The sequence below is a fragment of the Ruegeria sp. G10 genome, assembly GCF_056533645.1.
This window is the reverse complement of the sequence record NZ_JBQFOQ010000001.1, coordinates 562,507-581,007: the sequence shown is the minus strand read 5'-3', so window position 1 is coordinate 581,007 and position 18,501 is coordinate 562,507. Positions and strand designations below refer to the sequence as shown.

23 protein-coding genes and 1 tRNA gene are annotated in these 18,501 nt (G+C 59.9%); 16 read left to right on the top strand and 8 right to left on the bottom strand.

Going from position 1 to position 18,501, the window contains the following annotated elements:
* Positions 1-68: 68 nt before the first annotated feature.
* The 16 genes from ACR0KM_RS02855 (at position 69) to ACR0KM_RS02780 (ending at position 10,000) form a co-directional block, all read left to right on the top strand.
* Positions 69-650 (top strand): acyl-homoserine-lactone synthase, encoded by a 582-nt coding sequence (locus ACR0KM_RS02855; RefSeq protein WP_480865386.1) that lies wholly within the window; start codon positions 69-71, stop codon positions 648-650.
* An 80-nt stretch (positions 651-730) separates the two neighbouring features.
* Positions 731-904 carry a hypothetical protein gene (locus ACR0KM_RS02850; RefSeq protein WP_480865385.1) on the top strand — a complete coding sequence of 58 codons (174 nt, stop codon included), beginning with the start codon at positions 731-733 and terminating at the stop codon, positions 902-904.
* A gap of 253 nt (positions 905-1,157) precedes the next feature.
* A complete protein-coding gene (locus ACR0KM_RS02845; RefSeq protein WP_480865384.1) occupies positions 1,158-1,487 on the top strand; it encodes a hypothetical protein in 330 nt (109 codons plus the stop codon).
* Complete coding sequence (locus ACR0KM_RS02840) at positions 1,484-1,837, top strand: hypothetical protein (protein WP_480865383.1); 354 nt, start codon at positions 1,484-1,486, stop codon at positions 1,835-1,837. Before ACR0KM_RS02845 ends, ACR0KM_RS02840 begins: the two co-directional genes overlap by 4 nt.
* Before the next feature lie 313 nt (positions 1,838-2,150).
* Entirely contained in the window at positions 2,151-3,845 is a 1,695-nt protein-coding gene (locus ACR0KM_RS02835; RefSeq protein ID WP_480865382.1) for a DNA cytosine methyltransferase, read from the top strand.
* On the top strand, positions 3,842-4,123 hold the full coding sequence (locus ACR0KM_RS02830; protein ID WP_480865381.1) for a hypothetical protein: 282 nt from the start codon (positions 3,842-3,844) through the stop codon (positions 4,121-4,123). Before ACR0KM_RS02835 ends, ACR0KM_RS02830 begins: the two co-directional genes overlap by 4 nt.
* Positions 4,124-4,140: 17 nt before the next feature.
* On the top strand, positions 4,141-4,404 hold the full coding sequence (locus ACR0KM_RS02825; protein ID WP_480865380.1) for a hypothetical protein: 264 nt from the start codon (positions 4,141-4,143) through the stop codon (positions 4,402-4,404).
* An 11-nt stretch (positions 4,405-4,415) separates the two neighbouring features.
* Positions 4,416-4,649, top strand: a complete 234-nt coding sequence (locus ACR0KM_RS02820) for a hypothetical protein (RefSeq protein ID WP_480865379.1) — start codon at positions 4,416-4,418, stop codon at positions 4,647-4,649.
* A gap of 31 nt (positions 4,650-4,680) precedes the next feature.
* The gene (locus ACR0KM_RS02815; protein WP_480865378.1) at positions 4,681-5,100 is read left to right on the top strand and encodes a hypothetical protein; all 420 of its coding nucleotides are present in this window, start codon (positions 4,681-4,683) and stop codon (positions 5,098-5,100) included.
* Between the two features lie 36 nt (positions 5,101-5,136).
* The gene (locus ACR0KM_RS02810) at positions 5,137-6,147 is read left to right on the top strand and encodes a DUF2303 family protein (RefSeq protein ID WP_480865377.1); all 1,011 of its coding nucleotides are present in this window, start codon (positions 5,137-5,139) and stop codon (positions 6,145-6,147) included.
* A gap of 57 nt (positions 6,148-6,204) precedes the next feature.
* A complete protein-coding gene (locus ACR0KM_RS02805) occupies positions 6,205-6,546 on the top strand; it encodes a hypothetical protein (protein ID WP_480865376.1) in 342 nt (113 codons plus the stop codon).
* The gene (locus ACR0KM_RS02800) at positions 6,546-6,749 is read left to right on the top strand and encodes a BrxR family helix-turn-helix transcriptional regulator (RefSeq protein WP_480865375.1); all 204 of its coding nucleotides are present in this window, start codon (positions 6,546-6,548) and stop codon (positions 6,747-6,749) included. Before ACR0KM_RS02805 ends, ACR0KM_RS02800 begins: the two co-directional genes overlap by 1 nt.
* A 9-nt stretch (positions 6,750-6,758) precedes the next feature.
* Complete coding sequence (locus ACR0KM_RS02795; protein WP_480865374.1) at positions 6,759-7,277, top strand: hypothetical protein; 519 nt, start codon at positions 6,759-6,761, stop codon at positions 7,275-7,277.
* 2 nt (positions 7,278-7,279) lie between these two features.
* On the top strand, positions 7,280-7,621 hold the full coding sequence (locus tag ACR0KM_RS02790) for an ASCH domain-containing protein (protein ID WP_480865373.1): 342 nt from the start codon (positions 7,280-7,282) through the stop codon (positions 7,619-7,621).
* 154 nt (positions 7,622-7,775) lie between these two features.
* The gene (locus ACR0KM_RS02785) at positions 7,776-8,267 is read left to right on the top strand and encodes a hypothetical protein (protein WP_480865372.1); all 492 of its coding nucleotides are present in this window, start codon (positions 7,776-7,778) and stop codon (positions 8,265-8,267) included.
* A 122-nt stretch (positions 8,268-8,389) separates the two neighbouring features.
* Positions 8,390-10,000, top strand: coding sequence for a recombinase family protein (locus ACR0KM_RS02780; protein ID WP_480865371.1), 1,611 nt, complete (start codon positions 8,390-8,392; stop codon positions 9,998-10,000).
* Here ACR0KM_RS02780 and ACR0KM_RS02775 read toward each other — a convergent pair.
* The 8 genes from ACR0KM_RS02775 to ACR0KM_RS02740 form a co-directional block, all read right to left on the bottom strand.
* Positions 9,979-10,055, bottom strand: a tRNA-Met gene (locus ACR0KM_RS02775). The genes ACR0KM_RS02780 and ACR0KM_RS02775 overlap by 22 nt on opposite strands.
* A gap of 94 nt (positions 10,056-10,149) precedes the next feature.
* Positions 10,150-11,109: an alpha/beta fold hydrolase gene (locus tag ACR0KM_RS02770; protein WP_480856680.1), complete on the bottom strand. Its 960-nt coding sequence runs from the start codon at positions 11,107-11,109 to the stop codon at positions 10,150-10,152.
* Entirely contained in the window at positions 11,109-12,581 is a 1,473-nt protein-coding gene (locus ACR0KM_RS02765) for a flavin-containing monooxygenase (RefSeq protein WP_480856682.1), read from the bottom strand. Before ACR0KM_RS02765 ends, ACR0KM_RS02770 begins: the two co-directional genes overlap by 1 nt.
* Before the next feature lie 77 nt (positions 12,582-12,658).
* Positions 12,659-13,462, bottom strand: coding sequence for a PaaX family transcriptional regulator C-terminal domain-containing protein (locus ACR0KM_RS02760; RefSeq protein WP_480856684.1), 804 nt, complete (start codon positions 13,460-13,462; stop codon positions 12,659-12,661).
* A gap of 43 nt (positions 13,463-13,505) precedes the next feature.
* On the bottom strand, positions 13,506-15,530 hold the full coding sequence (gene paaZ, locus ACR0KM_RS02755; RefSeq protein WP_480856685.1) for a phenylacetic acid degradation bifunctional protein PaaZ: 2,025 nt from the start codon (positions 15,528-15,530) through the stop codon (positions 13,506-13,508).
* A gap of 27 nt (positions 15,531-15,557) precedes the next feature.
* On the bottom strand, positions 15,558-16,910 hold the full coding sequence (locus ACR0KM_RS02750) for a TRAP transporter large permease (protein WP_480856687.1): 1,353 nt from the start codon (positions 16,908-16,910) through the stop codon (positions 15,558-15,560).
* The gene (locus tag ACR0KM_RS02745; RefSeq protein WP_480856689.1) at positions 16,907-17,413 is read right to left on the bottom strand and encodes a TRAP transporter small permease; all 507 of its coding nucleotides are present in this window, start codon (positions 17,411-17,413) and stop codon (positions 16,907-16,909) included. Before ACR0KM_RS02745 ends, ACR0KM_RS02750 begins: the two co-directional genes overlap by 4 nt.
* Positions 17,414-17,466: 53 nt before the next feature.
* Positions 17,467-18,486, bottom strand: a complete 1,020-nt coding sequence (locus tag ACR0KM_RS02740) for a TRAP transporter substrate-binding protein (protein WP_480819234.1) — start codon at positions 18,484-18,486, stop codon at positions 17,467-17,469.
* Positions 18,487-18,501 lie beyond the last annotated feature (15 nt).

Here is an 18,501-nt window from a genome sequence, read left to right as displayed (position 1 = left end):
AAGCTCTGGTTGTCGCAATTAATTTGCCGAAGTAACGTCAGCCCCATGTCTGCAAGGGATATGGGGCTATGAAACTGAATTCGGCAGTATTGAAGAATTACGATCCAAACACCGACCAAGAAATGCTTTACCAGATGTTTGCGATGCGCAAGCAGCTGTTTGTTGATCATATGGGCTGGGACCTAGATGACTTTGGTGACATCGAAGTAGATCAATATGACAACCCACTATCGTACTACATTGTAGTGTACGACGAACAACGCCGGGTTGTTGGATGCACCCGCTTACTTCCAACCACCAGCCAGCTCAAAACGGGCTACAGCTACATGATCCGCGATGCTGCGCGCGGGATCATCGACGGGCTGCCAAAGGATGTGATCGCAGAGCCACCCGTTCAAGCGGATGTCTGGGAAGCCACCCGATTTGCTGTCGCCGATCTGCCAAAACGTGACCGCAACTTGATCCTCAAGAAAGTGTGCGAAGCCGCTGTGGAATTCGCCCGAGAGAATGGCATCAAAGAAATCCTTGGGTTGATGAACCCAATGTTTCTTAGGTTTCTGCCCAAGTGGGGGTTTGATGTCTCAGCTGCTGGACCAATGGTTTCAGCGGGCGGGGAACCCTGTTGCGTAATCCGCTATATGACCCACTAGGGCGATAATCATAAAGTTAGTATTGCAATCATAAAGTTTTATGATAGTGTGGCGTCGTCAGAAATGAGGACGCCATGTTTATGCAGTACAGCAATAACCAGCGGACAGATGAAACCGCGACCGCAAACCGGAACGAAGATCCGCAAGTAAGCCGCATCCGCTCCAAGGTGCGCGCCCACGCCGCTTCCATCAACCACACCGGCCCTGCCCCCCTGATCCTGATCGACGCATTGCGTGGAAAGGGGGCGGCATGAAGCGGCCAGTTCAAAAAATCTGCATCCCCAAGGGTCTCAAAGGAAGCCTTGAGGCGCGCAAGCATGAGTACCTGACAATTTGCGCCGTCCGTAACGGCATGACAGCACAACGCAAAAAATGGACCCGGCGAACCCAACTTCGCAGAACCGCAGACATGTTGTGCCGCCACGCGCAGGACGCTGACCGCGCTGGTTTCGCCCACGATCAACAAATCCTAGCGCGGGCATTCTTCGCAGTTTCGAGGGCCGCAGCATGAGCAATTTCTTCACCCCCACCAACTACGGGCGCGTAACCAAGATGCTTGAGCTGTTCGGGCATCTTGAAACCTCAGCCAAGGCCAACGCGGCCACGCCTAACGATTGGGCGGCACTGCTGGAACCCGTTTCCAAACAGCTGGCTGATCTGACCGAAGGGGCCGAGGGAACCACGCCGCCAGCCGCAGGCAAACCCACCGCATCACACTGGATGAACGCCATCCATTTCGCGCGGGAAGTCCCGATTGAGAATGCAGCTGCGGCGATCCAGATACTCGCCACGCGGCTGGAAGAGCATCTGGAAGACCAACGGAAAGGCTCGAAATGATGGCACAGCTTCACGACCGCCTGACATCTTTTCTGGTCAACCTCGAATGTCTCGACAGCGAAGGCCGCAAAGACGCCATCGCAAACGAGGTGATCGAAACCGGGGGCACCTATGTGATGCCGCCGAACGATGACACATGGGCCAGCCACGTGATGGAAATCGCCCTGCACGGCATCAGTGCCATGGGCACATCCGAGGAAGAGGCCATTCGCAACTGGACCAAGGCCGCACACCGGCAGTGCCGCGGCATGACTTCGCTGAAATCACCCGTTCTGACCACGCCCTTTCCAACCCCGCGCAACCATCACGAAGAAATCGCTAACCTGCGCGCGACATTGGGCCGGGTCTGACCGATGACCACCCAATCCGTTTTCTCCCACACCGGCACCTGTATGGCCGGTCACTTGGCCGGGGGCGAGCTGCTCGCCGCCTCCGGCCTCTTTTCCCCAATTCGTCGGCGGGTCACGCCCGCCACGGGACTGCGCTCAATAGCCACTCACGGTTACCAAGGCCCGCCCGCGCAAACCAATCCCGTGGCTGGAATTTCAACCCAAACGGAGACTGTATCATGATTATTTACATCGCACTTATTCTCGCCTTTCTCAGCGGCAGCGCCATCACGTACTGCGTTCTGCGCGGCACGGGTAAAGGACTGGGCGGCAAATGAACCGCCCCATGATCATCGACAGCTTTGCCGGTGGCGGCGGTGCCAGCACCGGCATTGAAATGGCGCTGGACCGCAGCCCTGATGTCGCGATCAACCACGACCCTCGCGCCCTGTCCATGCATGAGGCCAACCACCCGGATACGATCCACCTGGACAGCAATATCTGGGACGTAGAACCGCTAAACGTAACGCAGGGCCGTCATGTCGGCCTGCTATGGGCCAGCCCGGACTGCAAGCATTTCAGCAAGGCCAAAGGTGGCGCACCTCGGGACCGCAACATTCGCGATCTGGCATGGGTGGTTGTCAAATGGGCCGAACAGGCCAAGCCTGACGTGATCCTGCTGGAAAACGTGGAAGAGTTCCGCACATGGGGACCGATCTGCGATGCTGGAAAGCCCATCAGCGGGCTTGAAGGCACAACCTATGACCTCTGGGTCAAACGCCTGCGCAAAGCGGGCTACAAGGTCCAGTGGCGCGAGCTGCGCGCTTGCGACTATGGCGCACCCACGATCCGCAAGCGGTTCTTTATGGTTGCGCGCCGCGATGGTCGCCCAATTGCTTGGCCCGCCCCAACCCACGGCGACCCGAACAGCCGTGCAGTGAAGACTGGTAAGCTGAAACCATGGCGCACAGCGGCGGAAATCATTGACTGGTCAATCCCGTGTCCATCCATATTTCTGACGCCGGAACAGGCCAAGGAATGGGGCAAGGCCAACGGCCAGAACCCACCCAAGCGCCCACTAGCCGAGAACACCTTGAAGCGCATCGCACGCGGCGTGCAGCGCTATGTGATCGACGCGAAAGATCCTTTCTTCGTCACCTATGGCCAACACGGCGGTGCAAGCCGGTCGGCGACCGACCCGCTGCACACCGTCACCGCCAGCATCAAAGATCAGAATGCACTGGTGGTGCCGACCTTGATTCAAACCGGCTACGGGGAACGGCCAGGTCAGGCCCCGCGCGTGCCCGGCTTGGACAAACCAATCGGAACTATGGTCGCTGGCGGTGCCAAGCACGCTCTGGCAACAGCGGCGCTGGTGTCGGTCAATCACGGTGACAGTGGCGGCCGCCGCGAATACCCGGCAACCGACCCCCTAAACACCGTGACGGCCAGTGGCGGTATGGCGCTGGTTTCAGCGTTCCTTGCCCAACACAATGCCGGGCCGAACAACACGAACCTGTCCGGCAGGCCAGCGACCGCGCCTGTGTCCACGCTGACCACGACCGGCGCACAACAGCAGATCGTTGCTGCGCACCTGATGAATATGCACGGCACCCAGCGCAGCGCCCGCGATCTGAACGAACCGCATCCGACAATCTGCGCAGGCGGCGGCCACGGGGCCTTGGTCGCGGCATTCCTGCACAAATACTACGGCACAGGCGAAGGCCAGGTTGCCAACGAACCGTTGCACACCCTGACCACCAAGGACCGTTTTGGTTTGGTGACAGTCGAAATCAACGGAGCAACCTACGCGATCACCGACATCTGCATGCGCATGCTGACCGCCCGAGAACAATTTCGGGCGCAGGGCTTCCCCGACAGCTACATTATCGATCAGGGCGCTGACGGTTCTGCAATGACGAAGAAAGAGCAGACCCGTATGTGCGGCAACAGTGTGTCGCCACCTGTAGCCGCAGCACTGGCCAGCGCCAACTGTGGCCACCTGATGGACAAGGCAGGTGTCGCATGAGCTTCCACGCACGCCGCACCCCGTTTGCCGATCTGCCGCCAGCACAGCAGGCAGGCATCCTGTGCAATGACCCGCAGTTTCAACGCTTCGCTGCCATCCGCTCAGGCGCACCCACCGAAGCATTCAGCCCGAGCGCTGCCGCCGAATACCTGCGGCAAACCTGTCAGGTCAAAAGCCGCCGCGAGCTAGCGACATACGCCAAGGCACAGGCCCGGTTCCAGATACTCCGTACTGAATTCGACGCATGGGCAGGCCGCATCGCCAGCCCGCATAGCTGAGCAGACAAGGAAAAGACATGGATCACGCAAGAATAGAAGGCGACGAAATCGTCATCCGAGTGAAGACTTCAGAGCTTGGGGGCGCTGCATTTCAGGGCCTTGACCAATGCGGCGTCGAAGATGACGGCGATTTAGACTTCGATCAACTGGCACCCGATCTAGTCATGGAACTGAACAGGGAAGGCGAAGACGGGACCACCTTGGTTCACCGCGCCCTTGATGCAGCGGTCATCGCCGCTTCGGAAAATGGCTCTGAAGCATTCGCGTATCTGGACGAATAGGAACCCGCCGCATGCTATCCCTACGCATTACCAACGCCACCCGCATTCTGGCTGAAGAGCAAGACGAGTATCACGCCCTAGCGATCCTTGATGAAGAGATTGAGGGTGTGAACCACATGACCAGCGTTTGGGAACCCACCCCAGACGAGCTGGCGCAGCTGAACAATGGTGGCGCGGTAAAGCTCACGATCCTCGGCACTGTTCATCCGCCGGTCATGCTGACCACTCAACCCCCGCAACTCTGAACCCTATCGACAGGAAAGGAACCGTCACGTGATGACAAAACGCAAAGACACCGAAGAGGCGCAGACAATCGCAGAACGCGACCCCTACGCCATCCACGGCCTTGAACAGATGTTGACGCTGTTCGATGGCGGCGAGTTCATCAAGGAATTCAAGGGCGATCACCGCGCGCTGCTGCAGAAGATGCAGGCGCATATCGAAGAGTACGGCCAGAAAGCGGCCAAAGGCTCTTTCACGCTCACCGTGTCTTATGAACTGAACGGGGCCGGTGATCTGGGCATGAGCGCCAGCGCCGCGTTCAAGGAACCTACCAAGCCCGCCAGCAAGGCCGGGGCCTATGTGGACCCACACGGGCAGATGACGCTCTACAGCCCGATGATGAAACGCATGCACGGCGGTGTGCGTGATGTCACCCCGCACGACCCTGAAACCGGTGAAGTGCGCGACGTTTAACCCAAAACCTCAACCAGCCAGACAAGGAAAGCGACCATGGCAGGAGAAAAGCAAGACACCGTTGCGGCGGTGATGGAAAACCCGGCAGAAACAATGCGTACCGCAATGGAAACGCTCGGCAAGTCCGAAAAGATTGCACACCCCGATGATGTTGGCGGCACGGTGTTTACCGATCCGCACTTAATTGCACTGCCGGAAAAGCGCCGGGTTGAAAACCTGACACATTTCCAACGCGAAGCGGCTGAGTATTTCAAACCTGCCCGCCGCAAGGGCACCGCCCGCTTTGACGATCTGGCCAGCATCATCGCATGGGCCATCCGCTTCAAGGGCGACACGTCCGTTCTGTTCGCCAAACCGGACATGAAAGAACCCACCCTGACCTGCATTGCCGACTATCACGCAGGCGGGCCGGTCGATGTTGAAAACGACGAAGGCGACCCCAGCGCCCGCCACTGCCACCACAAGGCGGTTTACAGCTTCCCGCTGTCCGAAGAGTGGAAGGCTTGGATGGCCATTTCTGGCGAACCGTTGGACAAGGATGAAATGGGCGAGTTCATCGAAGCGCAAGCGAAAGATGTGTTCGATCCAACCCCGGCCATTCTGAAATCCAACGTCAGCGACAAAAACCAGCCTTGGGAAAACCGCCTGATCGAAACCGCCCAAAAGATTGAGGGGCGTTATGGCCAGCTCACTCAACTGCTGGCGATGTCCAAGCAGTTTCAGGTGCACGAAACCAGCAATCTGACAGTAAAAACCAACCGTGACACCGGGGAACAAGAGGTGCAGTTCCTGAACGAACACAAGGCACCTGACGGCAAGCCGCTGAACATCCCGAACCTGATCATCATCGCGATTCCGGTGTTCATGGGCGGCGCACCTTACCGCATGCCGGTTCGGTTCCGCTATCGCAAGATCGGTGGGCAGGTGAAGTTCATCTTGTCGGTCTACAACCCCGAGAAGGCTTTTGAGGCGGCATTCAAGGAAGCCGTTGAACAGGCCACGGCAGAGACTGAGCTACCCACATTCATGGGCTCCCCTGAAGCCTGAATTCTCTTTCTGGCCCTTGGAAACAGGGGCCAGCGACGGAAAGCAGGAAGGACCATCATGGACCCCAGAAAGCCCATCATTCGCCCGGACCGGGAAACGCAGGACGCGCAACGCCAAGTGGCCTATCAGCATTTGGCTGCGGCCACATTGAACGGGGCACAGGCACTCGGATGCACAGGCGCATCATTCATGCTGATTGGCATCAATCTATGGCTATCCGAGTTCGATGAACTGGACCCGCGCGCGACGTCTCAGATGCTGGATGCCTTGTCCGTCCTGCACGATCCAAAAGCAAACCCCAGCCAAAAGGCCCGCGCTGAAAAACGGCGCAAGGCTGCAGTCAACAGACTATTCTCTGCCGTTGATCTGATGATGAATCCAGCCTCAGGAGCCGCCTGATGAACTGGTACGCCCAACAGCGCCAGAACTGGATTGGTGAAATGCTGCGCATCTATGGCTTCATCAACCGCAGCCACATCGTCGCTAAGTTCAGATGCTCGCCACAGTCAGCCGGGCACGATCTGACGGCCTTCCAGTCAGTCAATGCGGATTGGGTCCGATATGACCCAAAGCGCAAAGCCTACGTCAACACCACAGCATGAGGAATTAGTATGCCTATCGTCACTCAAGAATGGACCCACAGCCTGACCTGCATGCAGCAGACGGTTCTGCTTACGGCTGTGCGCGGCCCTGATGGTGTAGCCAAGTACCACCCCTGCAAATACCTTATACGGTGGTATCGGCGTTGCGTGCTGCTGGGCGCATTAGACCACAATGTATTCACCAACCCTTACGATCCCCGAGGCGGATCATTTACTGGGCCAAGCTATAAATGGCCCGTCCCCAGTCTGGATCACGATTGGGCTGAAAAAATGAATGCTGTGGTGGAACGCTATCTGCAAAGCTTGGACGAGCTGCCGCATAATTTTCAACTACACCTGATGCACGCCGCTGAAATCGTCGGTTACAAGCATCCTGATCCAAAAATCCGCGACTGGTGGCACTGGGTTTATTTGGAGCTGGTCAAGGACATGCACCTTGCCCCTGAGACCGAACAAGAGTTGGACTATCGCCTTGGCGACAGCGAAGAGCAATGGCGCTCAACCAGCTCTGTGGCGACACAGGCTTAACCATGCCCCGCAATATCTCATTCGCAATGACCACCCAACAGGTGCAGGACCGCACCAAGGATGTGACGCGCCGGTTTGGCTGGTGGTTCCTGAAACCCGGCGACCAGCTCTGCGGCGTCAAGAAATCTATGGGCATCCCCAAGGGGGAAAAGATCGAACGGCTGTGCCTGATCGAAGTCGTTTCAGTGCGCACCGAACCGCTAAACGCGATCACTCAGGAAGACGTGATCCGCGAAGGCTTTCCCGATTGGAAGCCATGGCAATTCGTTGACTTTCTGGTGCGCCACAAGGGCTGCCACCCGTCTGAGCTGGTTAATCGCATCGAATTTAAGTATCTGGATTGAGGGGCAGGCACGATGAGCAAGAAGGTTTTTGTTTTCGACTGCCAAGGACGCGATGTTCCACCAGTCATGGTGGTCCATGCAGCGTGCTTAGAAATCGCCATCAGAGAGGCGCGGCATCGTTTCGATAAAACGTGGCCAAGCGAAGAGTTCCCCAATGCCCAAGTGGACTTATCAAGTGGCCGCGAAGAACCGGATCGCGGCTACCTTCGGTACTGAAAAACGAGGCCCAACGATGCAGTGCAAACACCGACACGGCGCATACATTGAAGCCCTTGGCGCCTGGACATGCGGTCAGTGCTTCAAGATGCTGACGGAACGCCCCAAACGATATGGCCCCGCCTGCATTCCACTCAGGGGCGCAGGAAGCCCTACACCGCCACAGCAAATTGTTTGGCAGGCCGAAATCCGAAAGTCAGCAGAGGGCACCACGCTCGCTGTGTTTCTAGGCGCAATGGCACGGCGATTTATGAGCCGGTGCAAGGAATTGGATGCGCGCGAAGCCCACAAACTTGCGCTGGATGTAGCGAGAGGCTTGGGAGATGAATTCGGCCATCCAAACGGCGAATGGTCCAGAACTGCCGCCATCGACATCGCAGACGAAGAAATGAGCTACTGGGACCAAGAGGCCCCAGCTGGCAACGGATAAAGGACCGCTCGCATGTCGATCCACGCCACATTCGTAAACGCAGAACTGGTTGCATTAGTGCGCGCCATGGCCAAGGATGCTGCGCGACGGGACATGCAGGCGCAGACGACAGGACAAACCGAATGCCAATCGCAGAAAAACGACGCGCCGCGATCTACGCGCGGTTCTCGACCGACCTGCAATCAGACAGGTCAATTGACGATCAGGTTCAGCTCTGCCGCGACTACTGCGCCCGCGAAGGACTGACCGTCGCCAAGGTCTATTCCGACCGGGCGAAAACCTCAGCATCAATCATTGGCCGTGATGGCCTGCTGGACATGATGAACGCCGCGCGAGACGAGGTGTTTGACGTTCTGGTGGTGGAAGCTCTGGACCGCATCAGCCGGGATCAGGAAGACCTTGCAGGGCTGTATAAGCGTCTGGAATTCGCCGGGATCGAGATTCTTGCCGTGCATGATGGCCGCGCCGATCCGCTCAAGATCGGGCTGCACGGGATCATGGGCGAAATGTTCCTGCGCGGGCACAAGGGCAAGGTGCGGCGCGGGATGACCGGCGTTGTGCGCGATGGGCGCAGCGCTGGTGGCCGGGCATATGGCTATGAGCCGGTCCCCGGTCAGCCGGGCGAGCTTAAAATTGTTGAATCAGAAGCTGAGGTGGTGCGCCGGATATTCAGCGAGTATCTGGAAGGCAAGAAACCGCGCGAGATTGCAGCCACGCTAAACGCAGAAGGCATACCACCGCCACGCGGGACGCGCTGGAACGCCTCGACCATCAACGGCAATGGTGCGCGCGGCCACGGGATGCTGCTGAACCCGCTCTACAATGGCCAACTGGTCTGGAACCGGGTTCGCATGGTCAGGAACCCTGACACGGGCAGGCGCATCAGCCGACCGAACCCGGAATCCGAGTGGAAGACCGCAGACGCCGCCGACCTACGCATCATCGATGCAAAGACCTTTGAGGCCGTCGCAGCCAAGAAAAAGGCATCAAGCCGGAAACACAAAGAAGGGGGATATACCCGCAAGCCCAGCCGCGTTTTCTCCGGGCTGATCAAATGCGGAACGTGCGGCGGCGGGATGTCGATCCACGACCGGCGCGGGGATGCAGTGCGCATTCGGTGTTCAACACACCGGGAAAGCGGAAGCTGCACGAATGGCGCGTATTACCGCCTTGACGTGATTGAAAAGGAAGTTCTGTCAGAACTGACCGACCAGTTGAGACACCCGGAATATCTGAAAGAATATGTCCGCGCCTATCGTGAAGAACGCAGGCGGCTGTCGGCAAAAGGGGTAAACGAGCGGGACAATCTGGAACGCGCCGTGACACGCACCAAAACCCGGCTGGATCGATTAGTGAACCTCTACGCAGACGGCGTGTCGGATGGCCCAAACGCCAAGGCGCGCATCAAAGAGGCACAAGAGGCATTCAACGCCGCGCAGGACGCCCTGTCGGCAGTGGACGCCGCAGTGCCAGTGGTTGAGCTGCACCCCAAGGCTGTAGCGAATTTCGCGGTGATCGTAGACGGGCTTGCACAACGCCTTTCTCATCCAGACCTAAATGTGACTGATGACATGGAAGCCGTTGAGCAGATTAGGAACTTAGTTGCTGCTGTGACAATCCACCCAGACACGGGGAATGGCATATTTGTGGACATCACGGGCCACCTATCAGCCATCCTTGGCGAACGCGTCGAACCTTTGGGGGGGATCGGTGGTAGCGGAGGAGGGACTTGAACCCCCGACACGCGGATTATGATTCCGCTGCTCTAACCAACTGAGCTACTCCGCCATGGGTGAGAGGCGATTTAAGCGAGGGACCGGGGAGGGTCAAGAGGGAAAACAGCGCCGGCAGAGATTCTTTGCGCGCCTTCTCAGTTCCGGTTTTACGTCGCAGCCGAGGCGGGTTTTGCGTCCGCGATCTGGCGGATGAAGCGCGCGCAAGCCTCGGGTTCGGTGATGAGGATCATATGCCCGCGATGTTCCATTTTCTCATAGCTCAGCCCGAACTTCGTCATTACCGCGCCATGGGTCTGAGCCGACAGAATGGGGTCTTCGGTCCCAAACAGGATACCGCCGGGGGTATTCAGCTCTCCATAGCGTTGCGCTATGGCCTCCATACTGGTTTGCACTCCGATCACGTCCTGCGACGCGGTGATGAAGGCCGAGGGGCGCAGACCGAGCGCACCTCCGGCACGATCCAGAAAATCGGCGGGCGCGGGTTCGGGGGCAAAGACCTCTTTCAGCACCATGGGTGCGGTTTTTCGCGCCATCGGAACAGCGATGGTGTTGCCGATCAGGCTGCGCAGCCATTCGGCGCGGATTTCAAGCGGCTTGAACACAGCGGGCGGCGCGGGCATAGGCTGCGTCAGGGGCGCCAGCAGCGCCAGGGCGGCGGTTTTGTCGGGATAGTCCAGTGCCATCGCCAGAGACACCGCGCCACCGAGAGAGTGGCCAACCAAGATGGCTTGGTCGACATCTTTTGTCTCGAGGAACGCATGGATCATACGGGCTTGTTCCGGCAGCGCTGCCAATTCGGCGGCGTCGCGTGTCGAATACCCGCAGCCCGGACGATCAAGTGCGAGAACGTGATACTGCTGTGCAAGGTCATCCATCAGAGCATATGTAAAATGCTGCAACTGACCCGAGAGCCCATGGATCATCACGATTGTCGGATTGGTCGGGTCGCCTTTTTCGACATAGTGGATACTACCGCCGGGCACGGGCACGATCTGCCCCAGTTGCGGGACCATGTTGCTTCCCTGCCGCGTCAGGCGGCGGGTCCAGAGGTGCATTCCCAAAAGGAAGGCGGTCAGCAGAAGAACAATCGTCAGCAGGATCGACATCACGGGTCTCCGTTTGCTTCGCTAAGGGCATGGTATTGTTCCAGGCCTGATCGTGCCATGCGTTTCCTGAATTCCGACACAGTGCCCGGCCAGAGCGTTGTGTTTCGCCCGTCGGCGTCCTGATACCACGAGGTGCAGCCGCCCGCTTGCCAAACGCTTTCAACGTGACGGTCCTGCATCTCTTGCGTGAATGCCGCCTGTTTATCGGCAGCCGGGGTGATGATGCGCAGGCCGTCGCTTTGCATTGCCGACAAAACGCGCCCGATATGGCCGACCTGCGCCTCGATCATCAGCACGACCGAGTTATGCCCCAGCCCTGTATGCGGGCCGAGCAGGATGAAGAAATTCGGAAAACCGGCGATCGCGGTGCCAAGATTCGCCTGCATGCCATCAGACCAGGCCTGTTTCAGAGTCAGGCCCCTGGTTCCGGTGATATCGAGGTTTTCGACCACATCGGTGACATGGAACCCGGTACCCCAGACCAGAATATCGGCCTCGGTCTGGCTGCCATCGCTGGCGGTAATGCGGTTGTGATCAATCGAGGCGACCGCATGTGGCACCACATCCACATTCTGGCGCGCCAGCGTCGGGTACCAGTCATTCGAGCTGAGGATGCGTTTGCATCCGATTGCGTAATCCGGCGTCAGCGCGGCCTTGAGGGCGGGATCGCTGATTGCCCCCTCCAAGGCTTGTCGCCACATTTTCATGGCAAACTCAACGGCGCGTGGCTCGCCCCGGAAGACACGGTGGCGGAACTCGAACAGCATGTAGATCAACTGGCGCCGGACGCGGGGCAACAGTGGAAGATGCCGGTACAGGCGACGCACCCATGGCGCGATTGGTCCGTCCGGGCGGGGCAGAACATAGGGCGCGCTGCGCTGGAAGATGGTGACCCGAGCGGCCGTTTTGGCGATCTCGGGGACAAACTGGACGGCAGAAGCGCCGGTGCCGATAACGGCAACCCTTTTGCCGGTCAGCGCAACGTCATGGTCCCATTGGGCCGAGTGAAAACTGGGGCCAGCAAAGCTGTCGGCCCCGGCAATATGCGGGATGAGGGGCACATGCAGCGCGCCAATCGCCGAGACCAGAAACCGTGCGGACCAGCGGTGGCCATCCTCGGTCTCGACCTGCCAGCGCGTGCCGTCCCAATGGGCGGATTTCAGGGTCTGATGGAAGTGGCAGAGGTCGTACAACCCCTCATCCCGCGCGATGCCTTGCAGATAGGACTGAATCTCGGCCCCGCCGGCATAGGCACGGGTCCAATCCGGGTTCAGATGTGTTGCCATCGAATAGAGGTGCGAGGGCACGTCGCAAGCCACACCGGGATAGGTGTTCTCACGCCATGTTCCGCCAATGTCGCCAGCTTTTTCCAGAATGGTGATGTCCGACAAACCGCGCTTGCGCGCCTCAAGCGCCATCGTCAGGCCCGAGAAGCCGGCTCCGACGATCAGCATATCTGTCTGTGTTGTCATCTCTGCCTCCCCCCTCAGATTGTGCGGTGAATTGATGATATGGCGCGCGGGGGTAGTTTGAACAGGCTGCCCTTTGGTCAAGCGTTCCCGCTCAGAACTGCCGCCGAGGGGCGGGGTAGCCGGTCGAGCAGGCCAAACACATTGTCGCGGCAGTCGGGGCCCACCCAGTCCGGCGGATAGAAGGCCGGGGGCAGGTCGGGCTGCCGCAGCACCACACGTCGCCAGCGGTGCACCAGCAGGGTGCGCAGCGTCGCGCTCTGCAGCGGGGTTGGCTTCCATGTATCCGGGCCTGATTGGGCGGCGCGATTGGTCGCCGCTAGCAACGCCTGACAGGCTGCGCGCTGCTCGGGCGGACAAAGCTTGTCCTGAACCCATTTGGGGGCGCTGCGGGGGGATATGTCCAGCGCCAACAGGCCATCCGTCTGATCCGGCGCAGGGCCTGCGCCCAAAGCGACATTGCGCCCGACGGGGATGTAATCATGGCTCAGCATCACGTCCTCAAGCACCTGCGTGCCCGCGCCATCATTTGCAATCAGCAGGTGCCAGTGCTCAACCGGGGCCGGACCCCGTGCGTAGATGCGGGGGGTGACGGCGGCGGATTGGGTGCGTCCGAACTCGGTCAGAACATGGCGCGAGACGCGGCCAACTCGGTCGCTTTCGATCCAGCCATCCTTGCGCAGGCGGTGCAGGGCGACACGGATCGCTTCGGGCTTGATCCCCATCGGTTCGATGATCCGGGTCAAGGCCCCGCCCGAGATCTGCGCGCCGGGCTCTTGCGCCATGTCGCCGAACAGCGAGACAATGATCGACCACACCCGCTGATCCTGCGGGTCCGTCAGTTCGGCCACAGCCGTTTCGAACCACGGGCTTTGATTGGTCATGCGACCAGTTTAACCCATTAGAGCCAATAAGAAAAACAGGTATTCAGCGGGCGTTCATGGTCAGCAGCTCATATTCCGCCACCGGTTCGTTATCCTGATTGGTCAGCGACACGTGCCAGCGCACCTCGCCATACTCGTCATTGCGCGGGGTTTTCTGTTTGACGGTCAGACGCACCTTGATGCTGTCTCCGGCAACGACAGGCTTCATGAAGCGCAACCCGTCCAGCCCGGTATTGGCCAGCACCGGCCCCTCGTTCGGTTCCACGAACAGGCCCGCCGCGAAGCTGAGCAACAGGTAGCCATGCGCCACGCGACCGGGGAAGAACGGATTTCGCGCCGCTGCGTCCTCGTCCATATGGGCATAGAACGTATCGCCGGTGAAATGGGCGAAATGCTCGATATCGTCCAGCGTGATGGTGCGCGGAGCGGTGTGCAGTGTCTCACCGATCTGCAGTTCGCCGAATTTACGGGTGAAGGGGTGCGCCGGACCTTTGATTTCGGGTGCTCCGGGTACCCATTTGGTGCCAATATTGCTGAGCATCCGGGGTGAACCCTGAATGGCGGTGCGCTGCATATAGTGTTTCACGCCGCGCACGCCGCCCAGTTCCTCACCCCCGCCTGCGCGGCCCGGGCCGCCATGCACCATATGCGGCAGCGGCGAGCCATGGCCGGTCGATTCCCCCATCGAGTCGCGGTCGTTGATGTAAATCCGCCCGTTATAGGCTGCCGCGCCCATCACAACCTCGCGGGCAACATCGGTGTCATGGGTGATCAGCGACGTCACCAGCGACCCCTGACCGCGATTGACAAGCGCCACCGCATGATCCAGATCGCGATAGCCCATCAGGGTCGAAACCGGGCCGAAGGCCTCGGTATCATGCACGCGCTGGGCGTTGTCGGGATCGGTACAGTGGAACAGCATCGGGGGCACGAAGGCTCCGGTCTCGGGGCCTTGCAGGTCGAAGGCGTCGGGGTTGCCGAAGACGCGCTCGGCCTCCTGCCCGATCAGGGCGGCCTTTTCCAGCACGTCAGCCTTTTGCCCGTTCGACACCAACGCGCCCATGCGGGTGGTCTCGGTCCGAGGGTCGCCGATGGTGATCTTTGCCAGCCGGTTCGACAGCGCGGCAATCACTGCATCGATCTGCGCTTCGGGCGCGATGATGCGGCGGATGGCGGTGCATTTCTGGCCCGCCTTGGTGGTCATCTCGCGGCTGACCTCTTTGACGAACAGGTCAAACTCGGGCGTTCCGGGTGCGGCATCCGGGCCAAGGATCGAGGCGTTCAGGCTGTCTTGTTCTGCCACGAACCGGACCGAGTTCTGCAGGATCGCAGGCGTCTGCCGCAGCTTGAGCGCGGTGCTGGCCGAGCCGGTGAAGCTGACCACATCCTGACAGCCCAAGTGGTCCAGCATCTCGCCCAGCCCGCCAGACACCAGTTGCAGCGCGCCGGCAGGCAGAATGCCGCTGTCCAGCATGATCCGCACGGCCAGTTCGGTGACATAGCAGCTGTTGGTGGCAGGCTTCACGATGGCCGGGACGCCAGCCAGCAGGGTCGGGGCCAGTTTCTCCAGCATCCCCCAGACCGGGAAGTTGAAGGCGTTGATGTGAACCGCCACACCGTGAAGAGGGGTGCAGATGTGCTGGCCCAGAAACGTACCGTTGCGCGACAGTTGCTCGGAGTCGCCGTCCAGATAGACCTGCGCATCCGGCATCTCGCGCCGCCCTTTCGAGGCAAAGACAAACATCGTGCCGATGCCGCCGTCGATATCGATCAAGTGGTCTTTCTGCGTCGCCCCGGTCTCAAAACTCAGGTCGTAGAGTGCCTGTTTATGCGCCGATAGCTCCTGCGCCAGAGCTTTCAGCATCCGGGCGCGGTCGTGGAATGTGAGCTTGCGCAGGGCGGGGCCGCCTGAGGTGCGCGCGTAGTCCAGCATTGCCTGCACGTCGAGCGCCACGTTTCCGGCGCTGGCAAAGGGTGCGCCGGTGATGGCCGAGGCGATGGTGCGTGCGCCGTCTCCGGGTGCGATCCATTGGCCTGCGGCAAAGCTGGAAATCTGATGCAGGGACATAGTGTTCTCCTGTGTGAAAGGCGGGGTCTAATGCCCCAACGCGCCCATTTGCTGCGGCAGGTACAGAACCACGATGGGCACCAGCACGATCAGCGCGAGGCGGAAGATATCGGCGACCCAGAACGGGGTGACGCCGCGAAAGATAGTGCCGGTCGAAACGTCTCCGACCACCCCTTTCAGGATGAAGACGTTCAGCCCAACGGGCGGCGTGATCAGCGAGATCTCGGTGACCACCACAACAACGATGCCGAACCAGATTGGATCATAGCCCAGCGATGTGACCAGCGGGAAGAAGATCGGGACGGTTAGCAGCAGCATCGAGAGCGACTCGAACACGCAACCCAGAATGATGTAGATGCCGAGGATCATCAGGATCACCACAAAGGGCTCGACATCATAGGCCGTGACCATTGCGATCAGGGCTTCAGGCAACCCAGCCAGATTGATGAAGTTCGAAAAGATTTGCGCGCCGATCAGCACTGCGAACAGGGCCGAAGCGGTAAAGCAGGTCTCTTTGAGAACTTCGAAGGTTGACCCGACGGTCAAGCCGCCCCGGAATAGAGCGATCAGGAAGGCCCCGGCGGCGCCCATGCCTGCGGCCTCGGTCGGTGAGAATGTCAGGTTCAGGGGCTCAAAATCGAAGGCACCGTAAAGCCCACCGATGACCAGAAAGAATAGCAACAGCACTGCCCAGACCGAGCCCAGAGCGCGGATGCGTTCGGACCATGTGGCGCGTTCTCCGGCTGGGCCGGAGTCGGGGTTGCGCCAGACGGTCCAGCGGACGGCGAAGAGGTAGAACAGAATGCCGAGGATGCCGGGGATGATGCCCGCCATGAACAGCTTGCCGATCGAGGTTTCGGTCAGCAGCCCGTAGATGACAAGAATGACCGAAGGCGGGATAAGAATGCCCAATGTGCCGCCCGCTGCAATCGAGGCGGTCGACAGTTCATCGGAATAACCATAGCGGCGCATCTGCGGCATCGCGACCTTGGACATGGTGGCCGCCGTGGCCAGCGACGAGCCGCAAATGGCCGAGAATCCGCCGCAGGCCGCGACGGTTGCCATGGCGATGCCGCCACGCATATGGCCGAGAAAGGCGTTGGACACCGCATAAAGCTCGCGCGCCATGCCGCCTTTGTTCACAAACAGGCCCATCAGAATGAACAGCGGCACCACCGACAGGCCGTAATCCTGCGCGGTATCGGTGATCTGCCGGCCCACCATGGACATGGCGGCCTTGAGACCTCGCTCGGACAGGATCGACCCGCCGCGTTCATAGGCAAAGCCCAGCGTGCCGACGAGGCCCATGGCAAAGACGATGGGCAGGCGCAGCAGCACCAGTATCAGGACAATCGCAAATCCGATCAGCGCAGCGGTCATTGCAGGGGCTCCGACAGGGTGTTGGGGGCGAAGGCTTTCAGCAGGCCGGTGGCGATCATCACCAGCGCGGTGATGGCGACGGACAACGCGATGAACCAACCGATCAGGTAGGTGGGGATCGAGAGATACTCGGTCACATCCCCATAATCCCGCGCGCGTTCGGCCAGAACCCAGACGCGTTGCACGGGCCAGAACAGCATGATGCCACTGATCACATAGATCACCACATCGCGGGCACGCGACAGGTGCAGGCGGTTGAAGAACCCGTCCGTCAGATCAACCGCGATATGCCCGTTTGTGGTCGAGACAATGGGCAGCACCGAAAACACCAGAATGGCCATCAGAATGCGCGTCAGCTCGGTCGCTGCCTCGATCGGTGCGTTGAAGACCGAGCGCAGGATGACGTCGCAAAAGGTCATCACCATCAGGATGAACAGGGCAATGCAGGCCACAATCACGGGAAGGGCGCTGGCGCGGCGCACAAGCTGAATAATCGGGGTCATGGGAAACTCGCGAATGGTGGGGCAGGGCGGCAGAAAGCCGCCCCGCAGCCGGATCAGTTCGAGGACATTTCCGATTTGATCATGTCATAGGCCGCCTGTGCGTCGACACCGGTCGCGTCAACCTCGGCGATGACCTTGCCACGAATGTCTTCGGCGATGGTCGAGAATTTCTCGAGATCCGCGTCGCTGGCCGCGTTGATGGCGTTGCCTTCGGTGGCTTCGGTGGCTTCGCGTCCGGTGGCGTCGATCTCATCCCAGATCTTGCCGATTTCACGGCTCAGGGGTTCGCCGAATACGTTTTCTTCCAACGCCGCCTGCAGGTCTGCGGGCAGATCGGCGAAGGTGTCTTCGTTCATGATAAAGGCAAACGAACCGCGATAGAGGCCGCCGGGCAGTTCATAGACGTTCTGCGCCACCTCGGTCAGTTTGAAGCCCTTGCGGGATTCGAACGGCATCACAACACCGTCGGCGGCTTTCGAGGCCAGCGTTTCATAGACCTTGGGCGCGGGCACCTGAATGCCGGTCGCGCCAAGCGCCGCGCCAACGTCACCGCCAACGCCGCCGGGGATGCGGACCTTGAGGCCTGACACTTCGTCCAGCGAGGTCACGGGGCTGCTGGAATGCAGTTGCGCGGGGCCGTGGGTGTGCAGGGCGATGACCTTGACGCCGCGATGTTCGTCGGCAGCTTTCAGGTGCTGGTCATAGGCGCGCCAATAGGCGACCGAGGCCTCTTCGGCCGAGCCTTCATACCCCGGCAGTTCGATCAGCTTGGTGGTGACAAAGCGACCCGGCTGATAGCCGTGGAAGATGATCGAGGCATCGGCGGCGCCGTCCATGATCAGGTCCATCTGCGCGGGCGGCGGGGCGATGCCCAGCTTGAGTTCTGCGGTGACTTTGCCGTCGGTGGCCTCTTCGACCATCTCGACAAACTTGGGCCACATCTTCGCGTTGATGCCATGGGTCGGCGGCGCCCAGCTGGAAATCGTCAGGGTATAATCGGCAGCAAAGGCGATGGTGCCGGACACCGCCAGCGTAGCCGAAGCCAACAGGGTGGTGAGCTTGGTGAATTTCATGACCGGGTCTCCTCC